The organism is Rhodococcus sp. NCIMB 12038 (assembly GCF_002165735.1).
Taxonomy (GTDB): Bacteria; Actinomycetota; Actinomycetes; order Mycobacteriales; family Mycobacteriaceae; genus Rhodococcus_F.
Genome location: NZ_NHML01000012.1, coordinates 202,156 through 223,058 on the forward strand (window position 1 = coordinate 202,156; position 20,903 = coordinate 223,058).

Below are 20,903 nucleotides of genomic sequence, written 5' to 3' on the forward strand. Positions count from 1 at the left end.
GGATCGAAACGGTTGAGGAACCACATCCGCTGCTGCGCGAGCGACAGCGGCAGCGACTCGGGGCGCGGGCCGGCGACGAGCGCGGGGCGGCGGGAGCCGTTGTGGGCCCGGTCCTCGACGAGCGTCGCGAGGGTCGCGACCGTGGGCGCCTCGAACAGGTCACGGATGCCGACCTCGGTGCCGGTCGCGGACGTGACGCGGGCAGCCACCCGGGTCGCGCTGAGCGAGTTGCCACCCAGGTCGAAGAACGACTCGTCGACGCTCACCCGCGGCGCGGAGATCACGTCACCGAAGATGCCGGCGAGGACCTCCTCGAGCGGTGTGCGCGGTGCGACGAACTCGGCGGTGCCCGTGGTGAAGACCGGCTCCGGAAGAGCCTTGCGGTCGACCTTGAGATTCGCGTTGAGTGGCATCTCGTCGAGGACCATCACCGTGTCCGGGATCATGTGCGAGGGCAGCACGTCACGCAGTGCGTCCACGGTCGCGTCGACGTCGAGTTCGGTCCCCGCGGTCGCGGTGACGTACGCGACGAGCCGGGGCCCCTGCTCGCTCTCGTGGACGACGACGACCGACTTCTGCACCGCGCTGTGCGCGGTGAGGGCGGCCTCGATCTCGCCGAGTTCGATCCGGAGACCGCGGATCTTGACCTGGAAGTCGCTGCGGCCCACGAACACGAGCCCACCGTGGTCGAGTTCGCGGACACGGTCACCGGTCCGGTACATGCGGGCGCCGGGCCCCTCGAACGGGTTCGCCACGAAACGCGACGCGGTGGTGCCGAACATGTTGCCGTAGCCGCGGGCCAAAACCTGGCCACCGATGTACAGGTCACCGGTCACTCCCGGCGGCACGGGACGCATCCGGCCGTCGAGCACGTGGTACCGGACACCGCGGAACGCGGTGCCGAACGGGACCGGCCACTTCTCGGCGTCCGCGGTGGAGAGGTCCAGTTCGTACGAGGAGCACGTGACCGAGGCCTCGGTCGGACCGTAATTGTTGAGCAGGCGCGAGTCCGTGCCGATCAGCGCCGTGCAGGCTGCCGGCCGCAGCATCTCACCGCCGAGGAGAATGACCTTCAGGTTGGGCAGGACACCCTCGGTGTCCAGTTCGGTGAGGACCTCGAACGCACTCGGCGCCAGGTTGGTGATCTGAACGTCGCCGGTGCCGATCATGCGGAGAATCGGTCCCGGATCGAAGCCGTCGTCGGCGAGGTGGAGCACACCGCCGTACGCGAGCCCGACCCAGATGTTCTTCTGCGTCTGGTCGAACAGCGGCGAGTTCGCGATCAGCAGTCCGGTGCCGTCCTTCACCCGGAGGTCGCCCTGGTACGACTGATAGTTGTTGGACAGACCCAGCATCGGCACCATCGTCGGCTTGGGCCGTCCGGTCGAGCCGGACGTCGAAATGACATGCCCCAGGCGCTTGCCCGCGTGCTCGTCGGACCACGGGTCGTGCGGGAAATCGGTGTCGTCGAGTGAAGCGAGGTGTTGCACCGTCTCGGGATCGTCGAGCACGATCGGATCGTCGAGCGCCGCGTTCCCGGTGGGTGCGCCGGTGAGCCCGCTCCAGGACCGGGTGGCCACCACGGCCCGCGTTCCACTGTCTTCGACGAGTCCCGTGATCCGCTCGATCCCCCACTTCTGGTCGAACGGCGAGTAGGCCGCGCCGACCTTCCATGCGGCGATCATCCCGATCACCCATTCCAGCGAGCGCGGGACGATCAGCGCCACGACGTCGTCGGGGCGAATACCGCGCGAGACCAGTTCGCGCGCGAGTTGGTTGGCGCGACGGTTCAGTTCACCGCGGGTGGTCGAGACACCCCCGGCGACGACAGCGGGCGCCTGCGGATCGCGCTCGACCCACTCCTGCCAGCGGGTGACGAACAGTTCGAGCGGCCAGCCCTCCGTCTCCGCGGATTCCGCCTCGGGTGCGGCGACGATCTCCGGTGCGGGCGCCACGATCTCGATGTCACCGACCAGGGCGTGCGCGTCCGCGATGACCTGGTCGAGGATCGTGCCGAAGCCGTCCTTCCCGTCCTCCGACGGCGGGGCCATCATGATGGTGGGAACCAGACCGGACAGCACCACGGACACGATCGCGTCGGGGCCCATGCCCCGCTCGGACAGCGGAGCCGACATCAGGCGCAGGCGCTCGTCGAACTCGCGGTACGTCACCTGCATGCCGTCGTGGGCGACGGCCACGGCGTCGGGGGCGACGTCGACCGCAGCGGCCAGAAGCTGCGGCAGCTCGCGAACTGTCATCGTGCGGGCAGGTCGCGCTTGGCTCAACTTTGCTCTCTCGTGTTCGGTGAGAATGTCGATGTCGCCTACAGCGACACCGGGATCGGTGACGACGGCCTCGAGGATCCTGATGAACCGTTCGGCGATACGTTCGGCGGTGCCGCGCTCGAACAGGTCGGTGGCGAACGTGAACCGCCCGCCCAGACCCGCGGGCCGACCCGACTCGTCGGCCTTCTCGGTGATCGTCAGCGTGAGGTCGTACTTGGCGCCCTGCGCCATGTCGTCGATCACGCGCACGGTCAGCCCGGGCAGTTCGAGCGCGTCCATCCGATTGTTCTGGAACGACAGCATCACCTGGAACAGCGGCGAGTAGGCCGCCGAGCGCCGGATCCGCAGCGCCTCCACGATCTTCTCGAACGGCACGTCGGAATTGCCGAATGCCGCCAGGTCACCTTCACGGACCCGGTCGACGAGACCGGAGAACGAATCTCCGGGCCGCACGTGGGTGCGCAGGACGAGGGTGTTGACGAACATGCCGACCAGGTCGTCGAGCGCCTGGTCACCGCGTGAAGCGAGCGGGGTGCCGACGGTGATGTCGTCACTGTTGCTCAGCCGCGACAGCAGCGTCGTCAGCGCCGCGTGCGTCACCATGAAGAGGGACGCGCCGCGGTCCTTGCCGACCGCTTCGAGGCCGCGCCGCAACTCGGGGGTGATCGCGAAGTCGATCGAGTCGCCCCGCATCGACTGCCTGGCCGGGCGTACGTGGTCCAGAGGAAGGTCGATCAGCTCGGGTGACCCCGCGAGAGTGTCCGCCCATTGGGCGATCTGCTTGCCCGCGAGCGACCGTGTGTCGGCGGGGTCGCCGAGGACCTCACGCTGCCAGAGCGCGAAGTCGGGGTACTGCACCGGAAGCGGCTGCCACAGCGGGGCCGCGCCCGCGGTGCGCGCGCTGTAGGCCACCATGACGTCCCGTGCGAGCGGCGCCATCGAGGCGCCGTCGGCGCAGATGTGGTGCACCACGAGGACGAGCAGGAATTCGCTGTCGCTCGTGGCGAACAGCCGGATCCGCAGCGGGGGCGCGACCGTGACGTCGAATCCCTCGGTGGCGAATTCGGTGAGGGCCGTATGGAGTTCGGCCTCGGGCACCCGCACCGGCGTGAGGTCGAACGGAACCTGTGCGACGTCGACGACCTGCTGGTACGGCCCGTCGGCGGAGTCCGGGAACACCGTCCGCAGCGACTCGTGCCGCGCGAGCACGTCGGAGACGGCCGACGACATCGCGTCGATGTCGAGTGCACCGGACAGCCGAACGGCGAGCGGGATGTTGTACGCCGAGGACGCCGTGTCGAACCGGTTCATCAGCCACATGCTCTGCTGCGCCATCGACAGCGGAACGCGCGCGGGGCGCGGCCGCGCGACGAGCGCCGGGCGGTCCGAGACGGTGCCTGCCTGCTCGGCGACCTTGACGGCGAGCCGTTCCACGGTCGGCGCCTCGAACAACTCGCGCACACCCAGTCGGGTGCCTGCGGCGGCGTTGAGCCGCGCGACCGCCTTCGTCGCGACGAGCGAGTTGCCGCCGAGGTCGAAGAACGACTCGGCGACGCTGATCTTCGCGAGCCCGAGCACGTCCGCGAGGACACCGGCGACCAGTTCCTCGGTCGGTGTGCGCGGTTCGACCATCTCGCCCTGGAGGGCGTCGAAATCGGGCTCGGGCAGAGCCTTCCGATCGAGTTTGCCTGCGGTGGTGAGCGGGATCTCGTCGAGGACGACGATCGCGCTGGGCACCATGTGCGCCGGCAGCGTGTCGCCGGCGAAGTGCGTCACCTCGGCGACGTCGACGGTGGCGCCCGCGGTCGGCAGCACGTACGAGACGAGGGCGGTCGATCCCGACGGCAGCGACGTGCCGACGGTGACCGCGAACTCGAGATTCGGGTGCGCCACCAGCGCCGCGTCGATCTCGCCGAGTTCGATGCGGAAGCCGCGGACCTTCACCTGGAAGTCGCTGCGGCCCACGTACTCCACCCCGTAACCGGCGCGGTGCCCGGGATCGACGACGAACCGGACGATGTCGCCCGTGCGGTACATCCGGCTGCCGTTCTCGCCGAACGGGTTCGCGACGAACCGTTCGGAGGTGAGGCCGAGACGGTCGTGGTAGCCACGGGCGAGACCGGGGCCCGCGATGTACAACTCCCCTGCCACGCCGACAGGTACCGGGCGCAGCAGTGCGTCGAGAACGTAGACGGTGACGGCGCAGACGGGACCGCCGATCTCGATCCGTTTCCCGGGCACCAGCATGTTGCTGACGTTGCTCATGACGGTGGCCTCGGTGGGACCGTAGCCGTTGTACATCCGGCGGCCCGGTGCCCAGCGTTCCACCAGTTCCGGCGGGCACGCCTCGCCGCCGACGACGACGACCTCGAGCCGGTCGAGTCCGGCCGGCTCCACCGACGCGAGCGCGGCGGGCGTGACGAAGGCGTGGGTGACCTCGTTGTCCGCGAGGAACTGTCGCAGTTCCTCGCCGCCGTACAGGTCGGCGGGGGCGACGACCATCGTCGCGCCGCAACCGAACGCGAGCAGCAGTTCGAGGACGGACGCGTCGAAACTCGGGGACGCGAAGTGCAGGGTCCGCGCCGACGGGCTCACCCCGTAGTGGGTCCGCTGTTCGGCGGAGAAGTTGGCCAGACCCGTGTGGGTGACGACGACGCCCTTCGGCAGACCTGTGGTGCCAGACGTGTAGATCATGTAGGCCGCGTGCTCGAGCCGCACCGACGTGGTCCGCTCGGAATCCGTCACCGGCTCCGGTGACTGCGTGGCGCACAGCGACTGGCACTCGGACGAGTCCAACGCGAGCCAGTCGACACCGGACGGAAGGCCGTCCCGCTGAGCGGACACGGTCAGGCCGAGGACGGCGCCGGAATCTGCGACCATGTGCGCGATGCGCTCGGACGGGTAGCGGGGGTCGACGGGCACGAACGTGCCGCCTGCCTTGGCCACCGCCCACGTTCCGATCACCGAGTGCTGCGAGCGCGTCATCCCGAGCGCCACAGATGTTTCCGGTCCGACTCCGCGGTCGATGAGCACCCGCGCGAGCCGGCTCGAGCGCGCGTCCAGTTCCGCGTACGTCATCGATTCGCCGTCCGCGACGAGCGCGATGCGCTCGCCGTTCTCCGCGGCGGTCGCGGCGAGGATCTCCGGCAGCGACAGCGGCGCGGCGGCCTCGGTGCCGTGCGCCGCCAGCAGCGACGCACGCTCGTCGGGCGCGAGGATGTCGATGTCCGCGACGCGCGTCTCGACGTCCCCGGACAACGCCCCGAGCACGCGGACGACCCGCGCCATGATCTCCTCGACCTCGGCGGCCTCGAACAGCTCGGGAAGGAACTTGGCGGTCAGGTGCAGCCGCGGGTCGGTCATCGCGACGATCGCCAGTGGGTAGTGCGTGGCGTCGTTGGACGTCACGTCGAGAACGCGGAGACCCTCGATGTCGCTGTTCTTCGTCAGGGCGTCACGGTCGAGCGGGTAGGACTCGTAGACCATCAGGGTGTCGAACAGCGCTCCGAGGCCGAGCCCCTGCTGGATGTCGGTGAGCCCGACGTGATGGTGGTCGAGCAACTCGGTCTGCTCGTGCTGGATGCGGTCGAGCAGGGTGCGCACGGCGTCGCCCGCCTGCACGCGGACCCGCACCGGCAGGGTGTTGATGAAGAGCCCGAGCATCGACTCGATGCCGGGCACCTGCGGTGGACGGCCCGACACGGTGGTGCCGAACACCACGTCGTCGCGTCCGGTCAGCCTGCCCAGCACGATTCCCCATGCGGCCTGGACGAGCGTGTTCATGGTGACGCCGAGTTCGCGTGAGCGCGCGGTCATGTCGGCGAGCAGGTCGTCCGGCAGATCGATCACGAGCTCACCGGGGGTGAGCGCCGGGGCCGTCTCCGTGTGCGCCGGCGCGAGGAGGGTGGGCTCCTCGATACCGCCGAGTGCCTTCGCCCACGCGTCCACCGACACCTGCGGATCCTGTGCCGACAGCCACTCGAGGTAGCTGCGGTACGGACGCGGCTGCGGCAGTGCCAAAGCGTCGCCGTCCACCGCGTACAGGGTCAGCAGATCCTGGATGAGGATCGGCAGCGACCAGCCGTCCAGCAGGATGTGGTGGTTGGTGACGGCGAACCGGTAACGGTCCGCACCCGTCTCGACCAGCAGGAACCGGACCAGCGGCGGGGCCGTCATGTCGAACCGGTCCGTCCGGTTCGCGAGCATCAGCGCGTCGAGTTCGGCGTCCCGATCGTGCTGGGACGCGGCCGAGAGGTCGACGTGCGTCCACGGCACGTCCACCCGGTCGACGACCACCTGCATGCCGGTGCCGTCGTCGCCCGCGACGAACGCGGTGCGCAGGTTGGGGTGCCGGGCGACGAGGGATTCCGCGGCGCGGCGGAGTCGGTCGGTGTCGACGGATCCGCCCAGGTCCATGACCAGCTGGGTGGTGTACACGTCGGTGGTGGCACCGGCCAGCGACGCGTGGAACAGCAGGCCCACCTGCAGCGGGGCCAGCGACCAGACGTCGGCGAGCGCCGGGTAGTCGCTCTCGAGGGTGTCGATCCGGCTCTGGCTCAGCGGAACGAGGTCGAGGTCCGACGGCGTCCGGCCGCCGGCTCCGGGCCGCCTCGTGTGCTCGACGAGCCCTTCGAGCGCGCGCGTCCACAGGCCCGTGAGCTCAACCACCTCGGCCTCCGTGAGGACACCCTGCGGGAAGTCGACGGTGGCCGAAAGTCGTTGCTCACCTTCGACGTCCACGATCATCGCGTTGATGTCGAGGGCGAAGTGCACCGGCATCTCACTGTTGCGGGTGCCGGTCAACTCCATGGTGTCGGTGTCGGGAACCCACCCCGCCGCCCGGAACGCGGCGGGAATCTCGCCGACCGACACGCGGCCCAGATAGTTGAAGCTGATCTGGGGGCTCGGCAGCGCCGCGAGAACCGCGCGGGTCTCGGCGTTGAGGAACCGCAGCATTCCGTAGCCGATGCCGTGCTCGGGTACGCGCGCGAGTTGTTCCTTCACCGACTTGACGGCCTGACCTGCGGCCGCCCCGCCGGCGAGGGCGTCGCGGACGTCGATCCCGGGCGCCGACAACCGGACCGGGTACATGCTGGTGAACCAGCCCACCGTGCGGGACAGGTCGGCGCCGGGCAGCACCGTCTCCTCGCGGCCGTGCCCTTCGAGGTGCACGAGCGTGGAGGACTCGGTGGTCCCGCGTTCCGCGCGCCACGCCGCAACGGCGAGCGCGAGGGCGGTGAGAAGGCCGTCGTTCACGCCACCGTGGAAGGCGCGCGGCACGTCGGTCAGCAGACCGTCGGTGACGTCCGCCGAAACCTCGAGGCGGATACGGCCGGTGGTCGAGACCGTGTCGCGACCATCCAGGGCCCGCGAACCGATCAGCGGGTCCGCACCGTCCAGCGTGGTGCGCCAGTAGTCGAGTTCGCCCACGCGCCGGGCACTGCGCGCGTTGTCGGCGAGGCCGTGCGCCCAGCGGCGGACCGAGGTTCCGACGGCCGGGAGCAGCGGGTCGGCACCGGCGGCGATCTGTCCCCACGCGGACGCGAAATCGGGCACCAGCACTCGCCAGGACACACCGTCCACCGCGAGGTGGTGGATCACGACGAGCAGACGTCCCGTGCGCGGGGCGCTCTCCGCTTCCGCGGTGTCGCCGTCCGAGGCGTCCCGGGGTGCCGGTTCGGCGGTGTCCTCGGTGGGCGCGAACCAGACGAACCGCACCACGCTGCCGGTCGCCGGGTCCAGCCTGTCCACGGTGCGATCGAGGGCGTGCGCTGCCAGCGCCTCGAACGTGCCGGTGCCGGGACCGTCGGCGAACTCGATGCGGTCGACGAGGCGGTCGACGTCGACCGAGCCGATCGGAGCGACCTCCAGCGACCACCCGGTCGGAGAGTCGTTGCGCCGCAACGACGAACGCAGGGCGTCGTGGCGGTCGACGACGGCCGCCAGCGTGCGCACCAGGCGCTCGCGCTCCACCTTCGGCGGGAGCGCGAGGAGAATGGACTGGGAGAACCGGTGGAAGTCGCCGCCCAGCTCCGTCATCCAGTGCACGACCGGTGTGAGCGGCATCGTGCCGATACCGGCGCCCGGCAGTTCCTCGAGGACGTGCACCGTCGCCGATTCGGATGCGGACTTCGCGACCTCGGCGAGCGAGGCAACGGTCTTGCGTTCGAAGACGTCCCGGGCCGTGAACAGGACGCCGGCTTCCTTCGCGCGGGACACCAGCTGGATCGAGACGATGCTGTCGCCGCCGAGCGCAAAGAACGAGTCGCCGACACTGACGCGGGGCAGACCGAGGACCTCGGCGAACAGGCCGGCTATCGACTCCTCCATGGTGCTGCGGGGAGCCACGTACTCACTGGCCTCCGCCGCGAACGTGGGTTCGGGCAGCGCCTTCCGGTCGAGCTTGCCGCTCGCACCGACCGGCATCTCGGCGAGCACCATGACGGCGTCGGGAACCATGTACGAGGGCACCGCGCGGCCGACGTGGACCGTCAGATCGTCGACGTCCAGCGCCGAACCCGGCTCGGGAACGACGTAACCGACGAGCCGCTGCCCGAGGGAACTGTCGTGCACGACCACAACCGACTGCGCCACATGGGGATACGAGGACATCGCGGACTCGATCTCGCCGAGCTCGATCCGCAGGCCGCGCACCTTCACCTGGAAGTCGGTGCGGCCGAGGTACTCGATGCTGCCGTCGACGCGCCACTTGACGAGGTCGCCGGTGCGGTACAGGCGGGTACCGGCGGCACCGAAAGGATTGGCCACGAAGCGTTCCGCCGTCAGTTCCGGCCTGCCCTCATAGCCGCGGGCCACCTGTGCGCCCGCGAGATAGAGCTCTCCCGCGGATCCGATGGGTGCGGGCCGGAGGTGGCCGTCGAGCACGTACGCCTCGGTGTTCCACACCGGGGTGCCGATGGGGATCGTGTGGACGGACTCCCGATCCACCTCACCCGCGGTGGCGTGCACGGTGAACTCGGTGGGGCCGTACAGGTTGTGCAACTCGGCACCGGACTTCGCCCGGAACGATGCTGCGACGGCAGGCGGAAATGCCTCTCCCGCAACGAGAACGAAGCGCAGGCTGACGAGTTGATCGCGAGCGGCCTCGGAGACGAACACCGACAGCATCGACGGGACGAACGACGTGGCCGTGACCTTCTCGCGCGCGATCACGTCGGCGAGGTAGGCGGGGTCGCGATGCCCCTCGGGCGCGGCGATCACCAGGCGCGAGCCGGAGGCGAGTGCGGAGAACAGTTCCCACACCGACACGTCGAACGTCGTCGGCGTCTTCTGCAGCACTACGTCGTTCGCATCGAGCCCGTAACGCGACGCGATCCACGTGACCTGGTTCAGGACCGCGGCGTGGCTGACCGCCACGCCCTTCGGACGTCCGGTGGACCCGGACGTGTAGATGACGTACGCCGGGTTGGCGGCCCGCAGGTCCGCAGTCCGCTCCTCGTCGCGGATCGGGCCCGCCGGAACGCCGCTCGAATCGACGGCGTCGATCTCCACGACGTCGTGATCGGCGGGGAAGACGAGTCCGTCCCGCGCGACCGTGAGGATGCACAGCGGGCGGGCGCTCGCCAGCACGTACGCCGTGCGCTCGGCGGGGTGGTCGGGGTCGAGGGGCACGTATGCGGCGCCCGCCTTGACGACGGCGTACATCGCGACCATGGAGTCGATCGAGCGGCGGATCGCGAGGGCGACCTTCGTCTCCGGACCCACACCCCGGCCGATCAGCGTCCGGGCGAGACGGTTCACCCGCGCGTCGAACTCGGCGTAGGTGAGCTCCTCGCCCTCGAAGACGAGTGCCGTCGCGTCGGGCGTGCGCACGACCTGGGCGTCGAACAGGTCGACGACGGTGCCCGCGGGCGGGGCCACGACGTCGCCGTTCCACCTCGTCACGACCTGCTCGTATTCCTCACCGCTCATTGTGGCCAGGTCGGACACCGAGGCGTCGTCGCCGGCGCCGAGGAAGCGCTCGAAGAAGTCGAAGAAGCGACTGTGGTGCCGGTCCAGCTCGTCCGCGGAGTACAGGTTGGGGTTGGCCTCGAAGTCGATGTGGATCTTGCTGCCTGCCACACCCTGGTAGATGTTCAGCGAGAGGTCCTCCACCGGCCCGGTGGTGAGGACGTTCTGGTGTCCGGTGACCGTTCCCAGCTTGATCTCGCTGTGGAACATCATGATGTTGATCGAGGGCCCGAAGAAGCCGCGCTGCCCCTGGGGCGCGCCGGCGTCGCGGCGGATGTCCTCGTGGCGGTAGCGCTGGCGGCGCAGGGCACCGGTGAGTTCGATCTGTACGCTCTTGACCAGCTCGGGGACGGTCATCTCCGGGGTGATCTGGAGCCTGAGCGGAACGATGTTGGACACCATTCCGCCGGAGCGACGCAACGTGGCGGTGGTGCGGGCCGACACCGGCAGGCTGAGGACGACGTCCGTCCGGTCCGTCATGTGCGCCAGGTACGCGGCGAACGCGGCCACCACGATGGGCGCGGAACTGGCGTTGCTGCCACCCAGCGCCTCGTCGAGAAGGGCGGCGGTGGACTCGGGCAGCGCCTCGGAGGAGAGCCGCGCGAACTTGCCGACCATCGCGGCACGACCGGCCAGGCTCGGGGCCTCGGGCAGGTGCGCGGTGCGTTCGGCCCAGTATTCGCGGTCCTTCGCGAACCGGTCGGAATTGCGGTACCGCTGCTCGTCCTCCACGATCCGGACCAGGTCCTCGGCGCGGCAGGCCGGCGGCTCGGCGCCCTCGACCAGCGCGGTGTAGATCTCGGCGATGCGCGCGATCAGCGCCATCGCGCCGAAGCCGTCGAGCGCGATGTGGTGGATACGGCAGAACCAGAAGTAGTGGTTCTCTCCGACGTGGAGCAGGTAGACCACGACGAGGCGGTCCTCGAGAAGGTCGACGGGGGCGCTGTAGTTGGCCCGCATCCACTTCTCGGCGGCGTCGACGGAATCGTCCTCGCCGCGCAGGTCGACGTAGGTGATGGCGTCGTCTAGCGCCTTGTCGACGTACTGGTACGGAACACCGTCGATCTCGACGAGGCGGAGGAAGCCGGAGCCGAACTCCCGGCCGGTGCGCTTGCTGGCCTCGGTGAGGAGGTCGAGGTCGATGTCGCCGCGAAGTTCGATGTACTGGGCGATAGTGAGGGGAACGTCGCCCATCGCGTGTTGCGCGAACCAGATGCCACGCTGCGCAGCCGACAGCGGAAACGCTCCTTCCGGAGCACCGCTACTACCCGCTGCATGTCCCGACCCCAAGGGTTACTCCGTTCTCGAACGCGTGGCGACTGCCGCCTGTGTCTTTGGTGATTCGTAGCTCTCGGTCCCACGGACTGCGCCGCGGGCCGGTCTTCCGATGAACGCCATCACATGAACAGGCCTTGCCGGTTCGAAGCTTCTCGCGGAACAGGGACGTGCCGAGCGCGGGACGACCCGCGCTGATCGAAGAGTTCCACCACACCCGGAGTCGATGTCAGACGATCGTCCGAAACCCGATTGCCTGCGACGCTGAACACTCCAAGGCCCTTACATCCCGAACTACTCGCGGTGAGCGGGTTCATACGTGGCTCCGTTCTCTCATCGATCCAACAAGCGGCCACCCAATCGGTGCTCGTCATCCTCCGAGTCGAGAGCCGAGTCTACGGCGCTGGTGAGGGAACGAAACATCGTCACGATCATCGCTTCGGCCTCCTCTCGATCGGTGGTGACATTCTCGGTTCGTACGGTCCCGCGGTAACACCGGGAATTACATCGGTGTCAGATCCAGTACCGTTACCGGCGCCGCTGTGACGTACCCAACCCTCGATACTTCCAGAACCGAGCCTGAATTCGATCTTCGACGCGCTCATATTCAACAGGCAGAACCACATCCCGGGCGTCGCGTCCAACCAGAACACGGATACCGTACCGAGAGTCGGAATTTCGCTAGGTGTACAACTGTCGTATCCAGTTTCATGTTCCGCCTCCCGACTCTTCCCATGCACGGTGCGGCCGATCCGGTGATCGACCGCGGCGTTGAACACCCACTGCCCCCCGTGACCGCAGTTTTTGCCAACCACCGTGTCTACCAAAGCCCCGCGCAGGTCTCAAAACGGCAAACACCCGAGGTTGCGCGCAGGGAATAACCGACCAGGCCCGTTACCCACCCGCACCGAGCGGAATACTGGACGCCCGCTCAGCGACGGGCGAGCCTCCGGATCATGTCAGATCGCCCGCTGACCTGCCATGAGGATGCGGAGGCGCGACCGCGACAAGGGAGCCCGAACCGACGACATCGCGGCCGCGTCCCAGTATCTGGAACACCCTCCCGAAACGGGACGCTCCCGGTGTCCGATTGGTCGGATTTCCCGCGGCGCGACCGGCCGGAGGGGAGCGGGAGATATCTCACACCTCGGCGCGCGCAACAAAGGTAAGGCTAACAAAATCGTTGGTGCCCGACGACGCTGCTACTCGGCGGAGCCGCTGCTCAGCGTCCGTGCCGCGCGAACCAGTCGAGCAGGCCGGGGTCGTCGACGGCGCTGCGGTCCACCGTCCGCCCCGCGTCCGCACCCTGGAAGATCCGTTTGAGCGGCACCTCGAGTTTCTTGCCGGTACGGGTGTGCGGGATGCCGGGCGCCTCGATGATGTCGTCGGGCACGTGCCGCGGAGAGGCCTGCTCCCGGATCGCTCCGCGGATCCGCTGCTTCAGCGCGTCGTCGAGTACGGCGCCCTCCGCGAGGACCACGAACAGCGGCATCCAGTATCCGCCGTCCGCCTGATCGACTCCGACGACGAGCGCCTCGGCAACTTCCGGGAGTTTCTCGACCACCTGGTAGATGTCGGCGCTGCCCATCCGGATTCCGTTGCGGTTCAACGTGGAATCGGACCGTCCGTGCATGAGGACGGTCCCGCGATCGGTGATCGTGATCCAGTCGCCGTGTCGCCACACTCCGGGGAACACCTCGAAATAGGCTTCGCGGTAACGCTTTCCGTCCGGATCGTTCCAGAACAACACCGGCATGGACGGCATCGGTGCGGTGACAACTAGTTCACCCACCTCGTCTCGCACCGGCCGCCCCGCTTCGTCGAACGCCTCGACGGCAACCCCGAGACAGGGGGCGGACAGCTCCCCCGGCCAGACCGGGACGGTGCGCGCTCCCCCGATGAACGCCGACACCACGTCGGTCCCCCCGGTGATCGACACGACGGGTACGCCGCGACCGACGTTCTCCGACAGCCACAGCGACGACGCCGCCGGCAACGTCGATCCCGTGACTCCCACCGCGCGGAGCGCGCTCAGATCGTGGTCGCGGACGGGGATCACCCCTGCCTTGTCGCACGCGAGAACGTAGCCGGGACTGGTGCCGAGCACTGTCACACCCAGTCGTGACGCCAAGGCCCACAACGCATCCGGAGTCGGATACGACGGACTTCCGTCGTAGCAGACGATCGTGGCTCCCACCAGCAGGCCCGCTGTCTGGAAGTTCCACATCATCCAGCTGGGACTCGTGTACCAGAAAAATATGTCCTCGCGGCCGAGGTCGAGGTGGAGCGCCAGCGACTTCACGTGCTCGAGGAGAACGCCGCCGTGACCGTGCACGATGCCCTTCGGCAGGCCGGTGGTACCCGAGGAGAACACCACCCACAACGGGTGGTCGAACGGGACGGGAACGGGTTCGAGTGCGCTGCCCCCGGCGGTGGCCTCCGCCCAGGTGAGAGCACCGTCGACGGCGGCGTCCGCATCGAGGTGGGGCACCACCACCGTGAGGGCCGGCGACAATCCGGCCCGCAACTCGGCCACTGCCCCCAGCCTGTCGTGTTCCTTGCCCGCGAACCGGTACCCGTCCGCAGTGATCAGCGCTGCCGGTTCCAGTTGACCCAGCCGATCGAGCGCGGCCGGCGCGGAATAGTCCTGCCCGCACGCGGCCCACACGGCGCCGAGCGACGCCGTGGCGAGGAACGCGACGACCGCCTCGGGGATGTTCGGAAGGTAGCCGACCACACGATCACCGACCCCGACCCCGTGCTCGCGGAGCGTCGCGGCGAGACCCGCCACCGCAGAACGCAACTCGTCCCACCCGACGGAGACGTCGGGAAATCCCTCACCCGCGTACAGGATCGCCGGGGTGCCGGGCCGGGCGTTCCGGAAGACGTGGTCGACGTAGTTGAGCGTCGCCCCCGGAAACCAGACGGCGCCCGGCATCGCGGCGTCGGCGAGGGCGGGCCCGGGATCGGTGGCGGACCGGAACTCGAAGTAGTCCCACACGTCCTGCCAGAACTCCCCCGGCGCCGCCACCGACCAGCGCCACAGCGACCGGTAGTCGTCGACCGTGACACTGTGGCGCCGTGCGACGAACGCGGCGAAATCGGTGATCACCGCGTCGCGCACGTCGGCTTCGGAGGGAACCCATTGCGGATCGGCAGCCATGGGGACCATCTTCCCCGAGAGCGCGGCCGTTCCGCTCTCTTTCGCCGCCTACCGCCGGCCTCAGGCCTGCTTGCCCCTTGCCGACTCGACCTGTGAGCGGCGCAGGATCGCCTCTGCGTGACGCAGGACCGGCGCGTCCACCATCTTTCCCTCGAACGCGAACACCCCGCGCTGGTCGGCGACGGCGGCGAGAACCCGCGTCGCCCAGTCGACGTCCTCGTCGGACGGTGCGTACGCCTCGCGGATCACCGCGACCTGACTCGGGTGGATGGCGACCTTGACGTCGAATCCGACGGCGACGGCGTCGAGGGCCTCGGCGCGCAACCCGTCCAGGTCCTTGATGTCGAGGTAGACGGAGTCCAGCGCGAGCCGGTGATAACCCTTGGCCGCCAGCAGCGTCGACGACCGCACCTGGGTGGCGACGTCGCGGTAGCTGCCGTCCTCGCGGCGGCTGGAGTTACCACCCATCGCGGCGACGAGGTCCTCGGCCCCCCACATCACGCCGATGGTGCTGGCCGCCAACGCGATCTCGGTGACGGCGAGGGCGCCGAGCGGTGACTCGACCAGGGCGATCACCTCGCGCGGAGCCAGCGACAGCACCTGGTCGGCCGACTCGCACTTGGCCAGCATGAGCCGGGTGTAGCGGGTGCCGTCGAGCGCAAGCAGGTCGCGTTCGTGGTCTTCGGTGCCGACCGGGTTGACCCGCACGACGGTCCGATCGGGATCCAGCGGGGTGTCGATGAGGGCGACCCGGGCCGCCTCCTTGTCGCCGGGCGCCACCCCGTCCTCGAGGTCGAGGATCACGACGTCGGCGGCCGCCGCCGCTTTCGCATACCGTTCGGGCCGGTCCGCCGGGCAGAACAACCAGGCGGGACCGGGCAGTTCCCAGCTCACGACGGCTTCTTCTGGACGAGGGTCTTGCGGACCGCGATGGCCACCACGTCGCCGTTCTGGTTGCGGCCGGTGTGCTCGAGAGTCACGATGCCCTCGCCGGGACGGCTCTTCGATTCGCGCTTGTCCACGATCTTCGTCTCCGCGTACAGCGTGTCCCCGTGGAACATCGGCTTCGGGAAGCTGATCTCCGAGAACCCCAGGTTCGCGACGATGGTCCCCTGCGTCAGCTGCGCCACCGACAGTCCGACCAGCGTCGAGAGGGTGAACATCGAGTTGACGAGTCGCACGCCGAACTGGGTGCCCTCGCTGTACGCCGCGTCCAGGTGCAGGGCCTGGGTGTTCATCGTCTGCGTCGTGAACAGGACGTTGTCGGCCTCGGTGACGGTCCGGCCGGGACGGTGCTCGTACACCGCGCCCAGCTCGAACTCCTCGAACCACAGGCCACGCTGGACGATTCGCCTGGGCTCCGTCGTCGCAGATTCGGTATCGGTGGTGCTCTCCGCGGAGGTCACAGTCCCGCCTCCCGCGCGATCAGCATCAACTGCACCTCGGTAGTGCCTTCACCGATCTCCAGAATCTTGCTGTCGCGGTAGTGCCGCGCCACGGTGTACTCGTTCATGAACCCGTAGCCGCCGTGGATCTGGGTGGCGTCCCGGGCGTTGTCCATCGCGGCCTCGGAGGCGACGAGCTTGGCGATGGCGGCCTGCTTCTTGAACGGCTTGCCGGACAGCATCCGGGCGGCGGCGTCGTAGTACGCCGTGCGCGCGGTGTGGGCGCGCGCCTCCATGCGGGCGATCTTGAAGGCGATGGCCTGGTTGTGCCCGATCGGCCGCCCGAACGCCTCACGTTCCTTGGCGTACTTGACCGACTCGTCGACGCATCCCTGGGCGGCGCCGACGCTGAGGGCGGCGATGGCGATGCGCCCCTCGTCGAGGATCCGGAGGAAGTTCGCGTACCCGCGACCGCGCTCGCCGAGCAGGTTCTCCTCCGGGACGCGCACATCGGCGAACGTGAGCGGGTGGGTGTCGGAGGCGTTCCAGCCGACCTTGTTGTACGCCGGTTCGGCGGTGAAGCCGGGTGTCGACGTCGGCACGAGGATGGTGGAGATCTCCTTCTTGCCGTCCTTCGTCCCGGTCACCGCGGTGACGGTAACGAGCTTGGTGATGTCGGTTCCGGAGTTCGTGATGAACTGCTTGTTGCCGTTGATGATCCATTCACCGCTGTCGAACTTCGCGGTGGTCTTCGTGCCGCCGGCGTCGCTTCCGGCGCCCGGCTCGGTGAGCCCGAACGCGGCCAGGCTCTTGCCGCTCGTCAGCTGCGGCAGCCACTCCTGCTTCTGCTCCTCGTTGCCGAACCGGTAGATCGGCATCGCACCCAGCGACACTCCGGCTTCCAGCGTGATCGCGACGCTCTGGTCGACCTTGCCGAGTTCTTCGAGTGCCAGGCAGAGGGCGAAGTAGTCGCCGCCCATTCCGCCGTACTCCTCGGGGAAGGGCAGGCCGAACAGGCCCATGTCGGCCATCCCCGACACCACCTCGTACGGGAACGTGTGGTTGGCGTCGTGCTCAGCCGCGACCGGTGCCACCACGTTCTTGGCGAAGTCCGCGACGGTCTTCGCCAACTGCTGGTACTCGTCCGGAAGCTGGCCGGTGGCAAGGAATTCAGTCATGACGCGTCTTCTTTCGTGTCGGTGGTGTCGGTGTGCGGGGTGACTCGTGCGAGCAGTTGGTCGACCATCACCTGGTCACCGGGCGCGACGAGGACGTCGACGACGCCGTCGACGGGCGCGGTGAGCGCATGCTCCATCTTCATCGCCTCGACTACGACGAGTGTCTGGCCGGCGGTGACGTGGGCGCCCGCCTCGGCGCCGACCGCGATGACGGATCCGGGCATGGGGCTGGTGATCTCCGCCTCGCCCGCGTGGACGTCGCCGGTGCGGACACTGAGTTCACGGACCTCACGCAGCATCGTCGTGCCGTCGGACCCCGCGAGCCAGATGTGCCCGTCGGTCTGGGCGACCCGGTAGGTCTCGCGCCTGCCGTCGATCACGACCGACAGCGTGGACCCGTCGAGCGCCGCCGTCAGCGACAGGGTGTCGCCGTCCTCGACCTGCGCGGTGGCCTCGGACGGGCTGCCCGTGATGCGCACGTGGTCGGTGCGGGTGGGCGAGGACAACCGGATGCTGGTGGGTGCCGGCGTCCCGACCCGCCAGCCGCTCGGAACGTCCCACGGGTCGGCCTGCGCACGCTCGGGCCAGCGCTGCAACCAGCGGAACGACGCCGCGGCGATCAGGGCGGCATCGGTGGCCTCCGCGGCGACGAAGTCCTCGAGCCGCCGGTCGAGCAGGCCCGTGTCGAGGGTGCCCGCCACCACGTCCGGGTCGGCGAGCAGGAAGCGCGCGAACTCGATGTTGGTGACCACTCCCAGCACACCGGTCCCGGCCAGGGCGCGGTCCAGTTTCCGCAGCGCGCCGGCGCGGTCGTCGGCGTGGGCGATGACCTTCGCCAGCATCGGGTCGTAATCGCTGCCCACGACCGTGCCGGGCTGCAGCCCGGAATCGACCCGGACACCGGGGCCTGCGGGTTCGACGACGTCGGCGACGAGTCCGCCGGTGGGGAGGAAGCCGCGACTGGGGTCCTCGGCGTAGACGCGGGCTTCGATGGCGTGCCCGGTGAGGGTGACGTCGTCCTGGGTGAACCCGAGTGGCTCACCGGCGGCGACCCGCACCTGCCACTCGACGAGGTCGAGGCCCGTGACGAGTTCGGTGACCGGGTGCTCGACCTGCAAACGGGTGTTCATCTCCATGAAGAAGAACTCGTCGGGCTTGTCGGCGGAGACGATGAACTCGACGGTTCCCGCACCGGAGTAGTCGACGCTGCGCGCCGTGTTGCAGGCGGCCTCGCCGATCCGGGCGCGCGTCGCCTCGTCCAGCAGCGGCGACGGCGCCTCCTCGATGACCTTCTGGTGGCGGCGCTGCAGACTGCATTCGCGCTCACCGAGATGGACCACGTTCCCGTGTCCGTCCGCGAGGATCTGCACCTCGATGTGCCGGGGGCGCAGCACGAACCGCTCGAGGAAGAGCGTGTCGTCGCCGAACGCCGACGCCGCTTCACGCCGCGCGCTGCGCAGCGCCTCGGCCAGTGCGCCCGGCTCCTCCACCAGGCGCATGCCCTTGCCGCCGCCACCAGCCGAGGGCTTGACGAGCACCGGGTATCCAATATCGCCCGCGGCCGCGATCAGTTCGTCGTCGGACAGGCCGGGCCGGGCGATGCCGGGAACGACCGGCACGTCGAACTTCGCCACCGCGTTCTTCGCGGTGATCTTGTCGCCCATCACCTCGATGGCGTGCGCGGACGGGCCGAGGAACGCGATCCCCGCATCGGCGCACGCGCCGGCGAACTTGGAGTTCTCCGACAGGAACCCGTAACCGGGATGGATCCCCTGCGCACCGGTCGCCTGCGCCGCCGCGATCACCTTCTCGATGACGAGGTAACTCTCCCGGGCCGCGGCCGGGCCGAGCAGGACCGCGGTGTCGGCCTCGCGGACGTGCCGGGCGTCCCGATCCGCCTCGCTGAAGACGGCGACGGAGCGGATTCCCATGGCCCGCAGCGTGCGGATCACGCGCACCGCGATCTCGCCGCGGTTGGCCACCAGGACGGTATCTATCCGAGTCATTTCAGTCATTCCACTCACATCCGGAAAACGCCGTAGGAGACCGGCTCGACCGGTGCGTTCGCACACACCGAGAGCGCCAGTCCGAGAACAGTTCTGGTATCGGCGGGGTCGATGATGCCGTCGTCCCACAGCCTGGCCGTCGAGTAGTACGGGTTGCCCTGCGCCTCGTACTGCTCGCGGATCGGCGCCTTGAACGCCTCCTCGTCGTCGGCCGACCACGGGTTGCCCGCGCTGTCGAGTTGCTCGCTGCGCACCGTCGACAGCACCGAGGCCGCCTGCTCCCCGCCCATCACGGAGATCCGGGCGTTCGGCCACATCCACAGGAACCGCGGCGAGTACGCCCGCCCGCACATCGAGTAGTTTCCCGCCCCGTAGGAGCCGCCGATCACGACGGTCAGCTTCGGCACCCGCGCACACGCCACCGCGGTGACCATCTTCGCGCCGTGCTTGGCGATGCCGCCCGCCTCGTAGTCGCGGCCGACCATGAAGCCGGCGATGTTCTGCAGGAACAACAGCGGAATCTTGCGCTTGTCGCACAGTTCGATGAAATGCGCGCCCTTCATCGCGGACTCGGCGAACAGCACACCGTTGTTGGCGACGATGCCGACCGGGTGGCCCTCGATGTGCGCGAAACCGGTGACCAGGGTCTTGCCGTACTCGGCCTTGAACTCCTGGAATTCACCACCGTCGACCATGCGGTCGATGACCTCGTGGACGTCGTAGGGGGTGCGCGGGTCGGTGGGGACCACGTCGTAGAGGTCGGTCTGCTGCGCCGTCGCGGGGACTGCGGAGATCACGTCCCACGGACGTTCGGCGCGCGGACCGAAGGTCGCGACGATGTTCCGCACGATCCGCAGCGCGTCCTGGTCGTCTTCCGCGAGGTGGTCGGTGACACCCGAGACCTTGGAGTGCAGGTCGCCGCCGCCGAGTTCCTCGGCGGTCACGACCTCACCGGTGGCCGCCTTCACCAGCGGCGGGCCGCCCAGGAAGATGGTGCCCTGGTTGCGGACGATGACCGCCTCGTCGCTCATGGCGGGCACGTAGGCGCCGCCCGCGGTGCAAGAGCCGAGGACCGCCGCGATCTGTGGGATGCCCTGCGCGCTCATCGTCGCCTGGTTGTAGAAGATGCGCCCGAAGTGCTCGCGGTCGGGAAACACCTCGTCCTGCCTGGGGAGGAACGCGCCGCCGGAGTCGACGAGGTAGATGCACGGAAGCTGGTTCTGCAGCGCGATCTCCTGCGCCCGCAGGTGCTTCTTCACCGTCATCGGGTAATAGGTGCCGCCCTTGACGGTCGCGTCGTTGGCGACGATCACGCATTCGCGTCCGGACACCCGGCCGATGCCGGCGATGACACCCGCGCCGGGGCTTTCGTCGTCGTACAGACCGTTCGCCGCGAGCGGCGAGATCTCGAGGAACGGGCTGCCGGGGTCGAGCAGCGTGTCGACCCGATCACGGGGCAGCAGCTTGCCTCGGCTCACATGCCGCTCGCGCGACTTCTCGCTGCCGCCGAGCGCGGCCACGGCCAGCCGCGACTTCAACTCGTCCACCAACTTCGTGTGCTCTGCCCGGTAGACCTCCCGTGCAGTTGTTCCGCCCAGTGTCATCCTGCCGCCTTCTTTTCTTGACGCCCGTGCCTAGTG

7 protein-coding genes (1 of these 7 running past the window's edge) are annotated in these 20,903 nt (G+C 68.9%); all 7 read right to left on the bottom strand.

The annotated features are described in order from the left end of the window. Window positions 1-11,450: the 5' portion of a non-ribosomal peptide synthase/polyketide synthase gene (locus CA951_RS20085; RefSeq protein ID WP_373414047.1), read on the bottom strand. Its footprint begins 22,348 nt before the window's first position; only the first 11,450 of its 33,798 coding nucleotides appear in the window; it begins with the start codon at window positions 11,448-11,450; its stop codon lies beyond the left edge, outside the window. Window positions 11,451-12,753: 1,303 nt separating this feature from the next. Beyond that, on the bottom strand, window positions 12,754-14,694 hold the full coding sequence (locus CA951_RS20095; RefSeq protein ID WP_087558490.1) for an acetoacetate--CoA ligase: 1,941 nt from the start codon (window positions 14,692-14,694) through the stop codon (window positions 12,754-12,756). 60 nt (window positions 14,695-14,754) lie between these two features. Then, on the bottom strand, window positions 14,755-15,588 hold the full coding sequence (locus CA951_RS20100) for a CoA ester lyase (protein ID WP_087558491.1): 834 nt from the start codon (window positions 15,586-15,588) through the stop codon (window positions 14,755-14,757). Further along, complete coding sequence (locus CA951_RS20105) at window positions 15,585-16,100, bottom strand: MaoC family dehydratase (protein ID WP_087558492.1); 516 nt, start codon at window positions 16,098-16,100, stop codon at window positions 15,585-15,587. Before CA951_RS20105 ends, CA951_RS20100 begins: the two co-directional genes overlap by 4 nt. Beyond that, entirely contained in the window at window positions 16,097-17,257 is a 1,161-nt protein-coding gene (locus tag CA951_RS20110) for an acyl-CoA dehydrogenase family protein (protein WP_072945639.1), read from the bottom strand. Before CA951_RS20110 ends, CA951_RS20105 begins: the two co-directional genes overlap by 4 nt. Further along, a complete protein-coding gene (locus CA951_RS20115) occupies window positions 17,254-19,263 on the bottom strand; it encodes an acetyl/propionyl/methylcrotonyl-CoA carboxylase subunit alpha (protein ID WP_087558493.1) in 2,010 nt (669 codons plus the stop codon). The genes CA951_RS20110 and CA951_RS20115 overlap by 4 nt, the downstream gene beginning before the upstream one ends. Window positions 19,264-19,277: 14 nt before the next feature. Further along, on the bottom strand, window positions 19,278-20,867 hold the full coding sequence (locus CA951_RS20120; RefSeq protein WP_087558494.1) for a carboxyl transferase domain-containing protein: 1,590 nt from the start codon (window positions 20,865-20,867) through the stop codon (window positions 19,278-19,280). Window positions 20,868-20,903 lie beyond the last annotated feature (36 nt).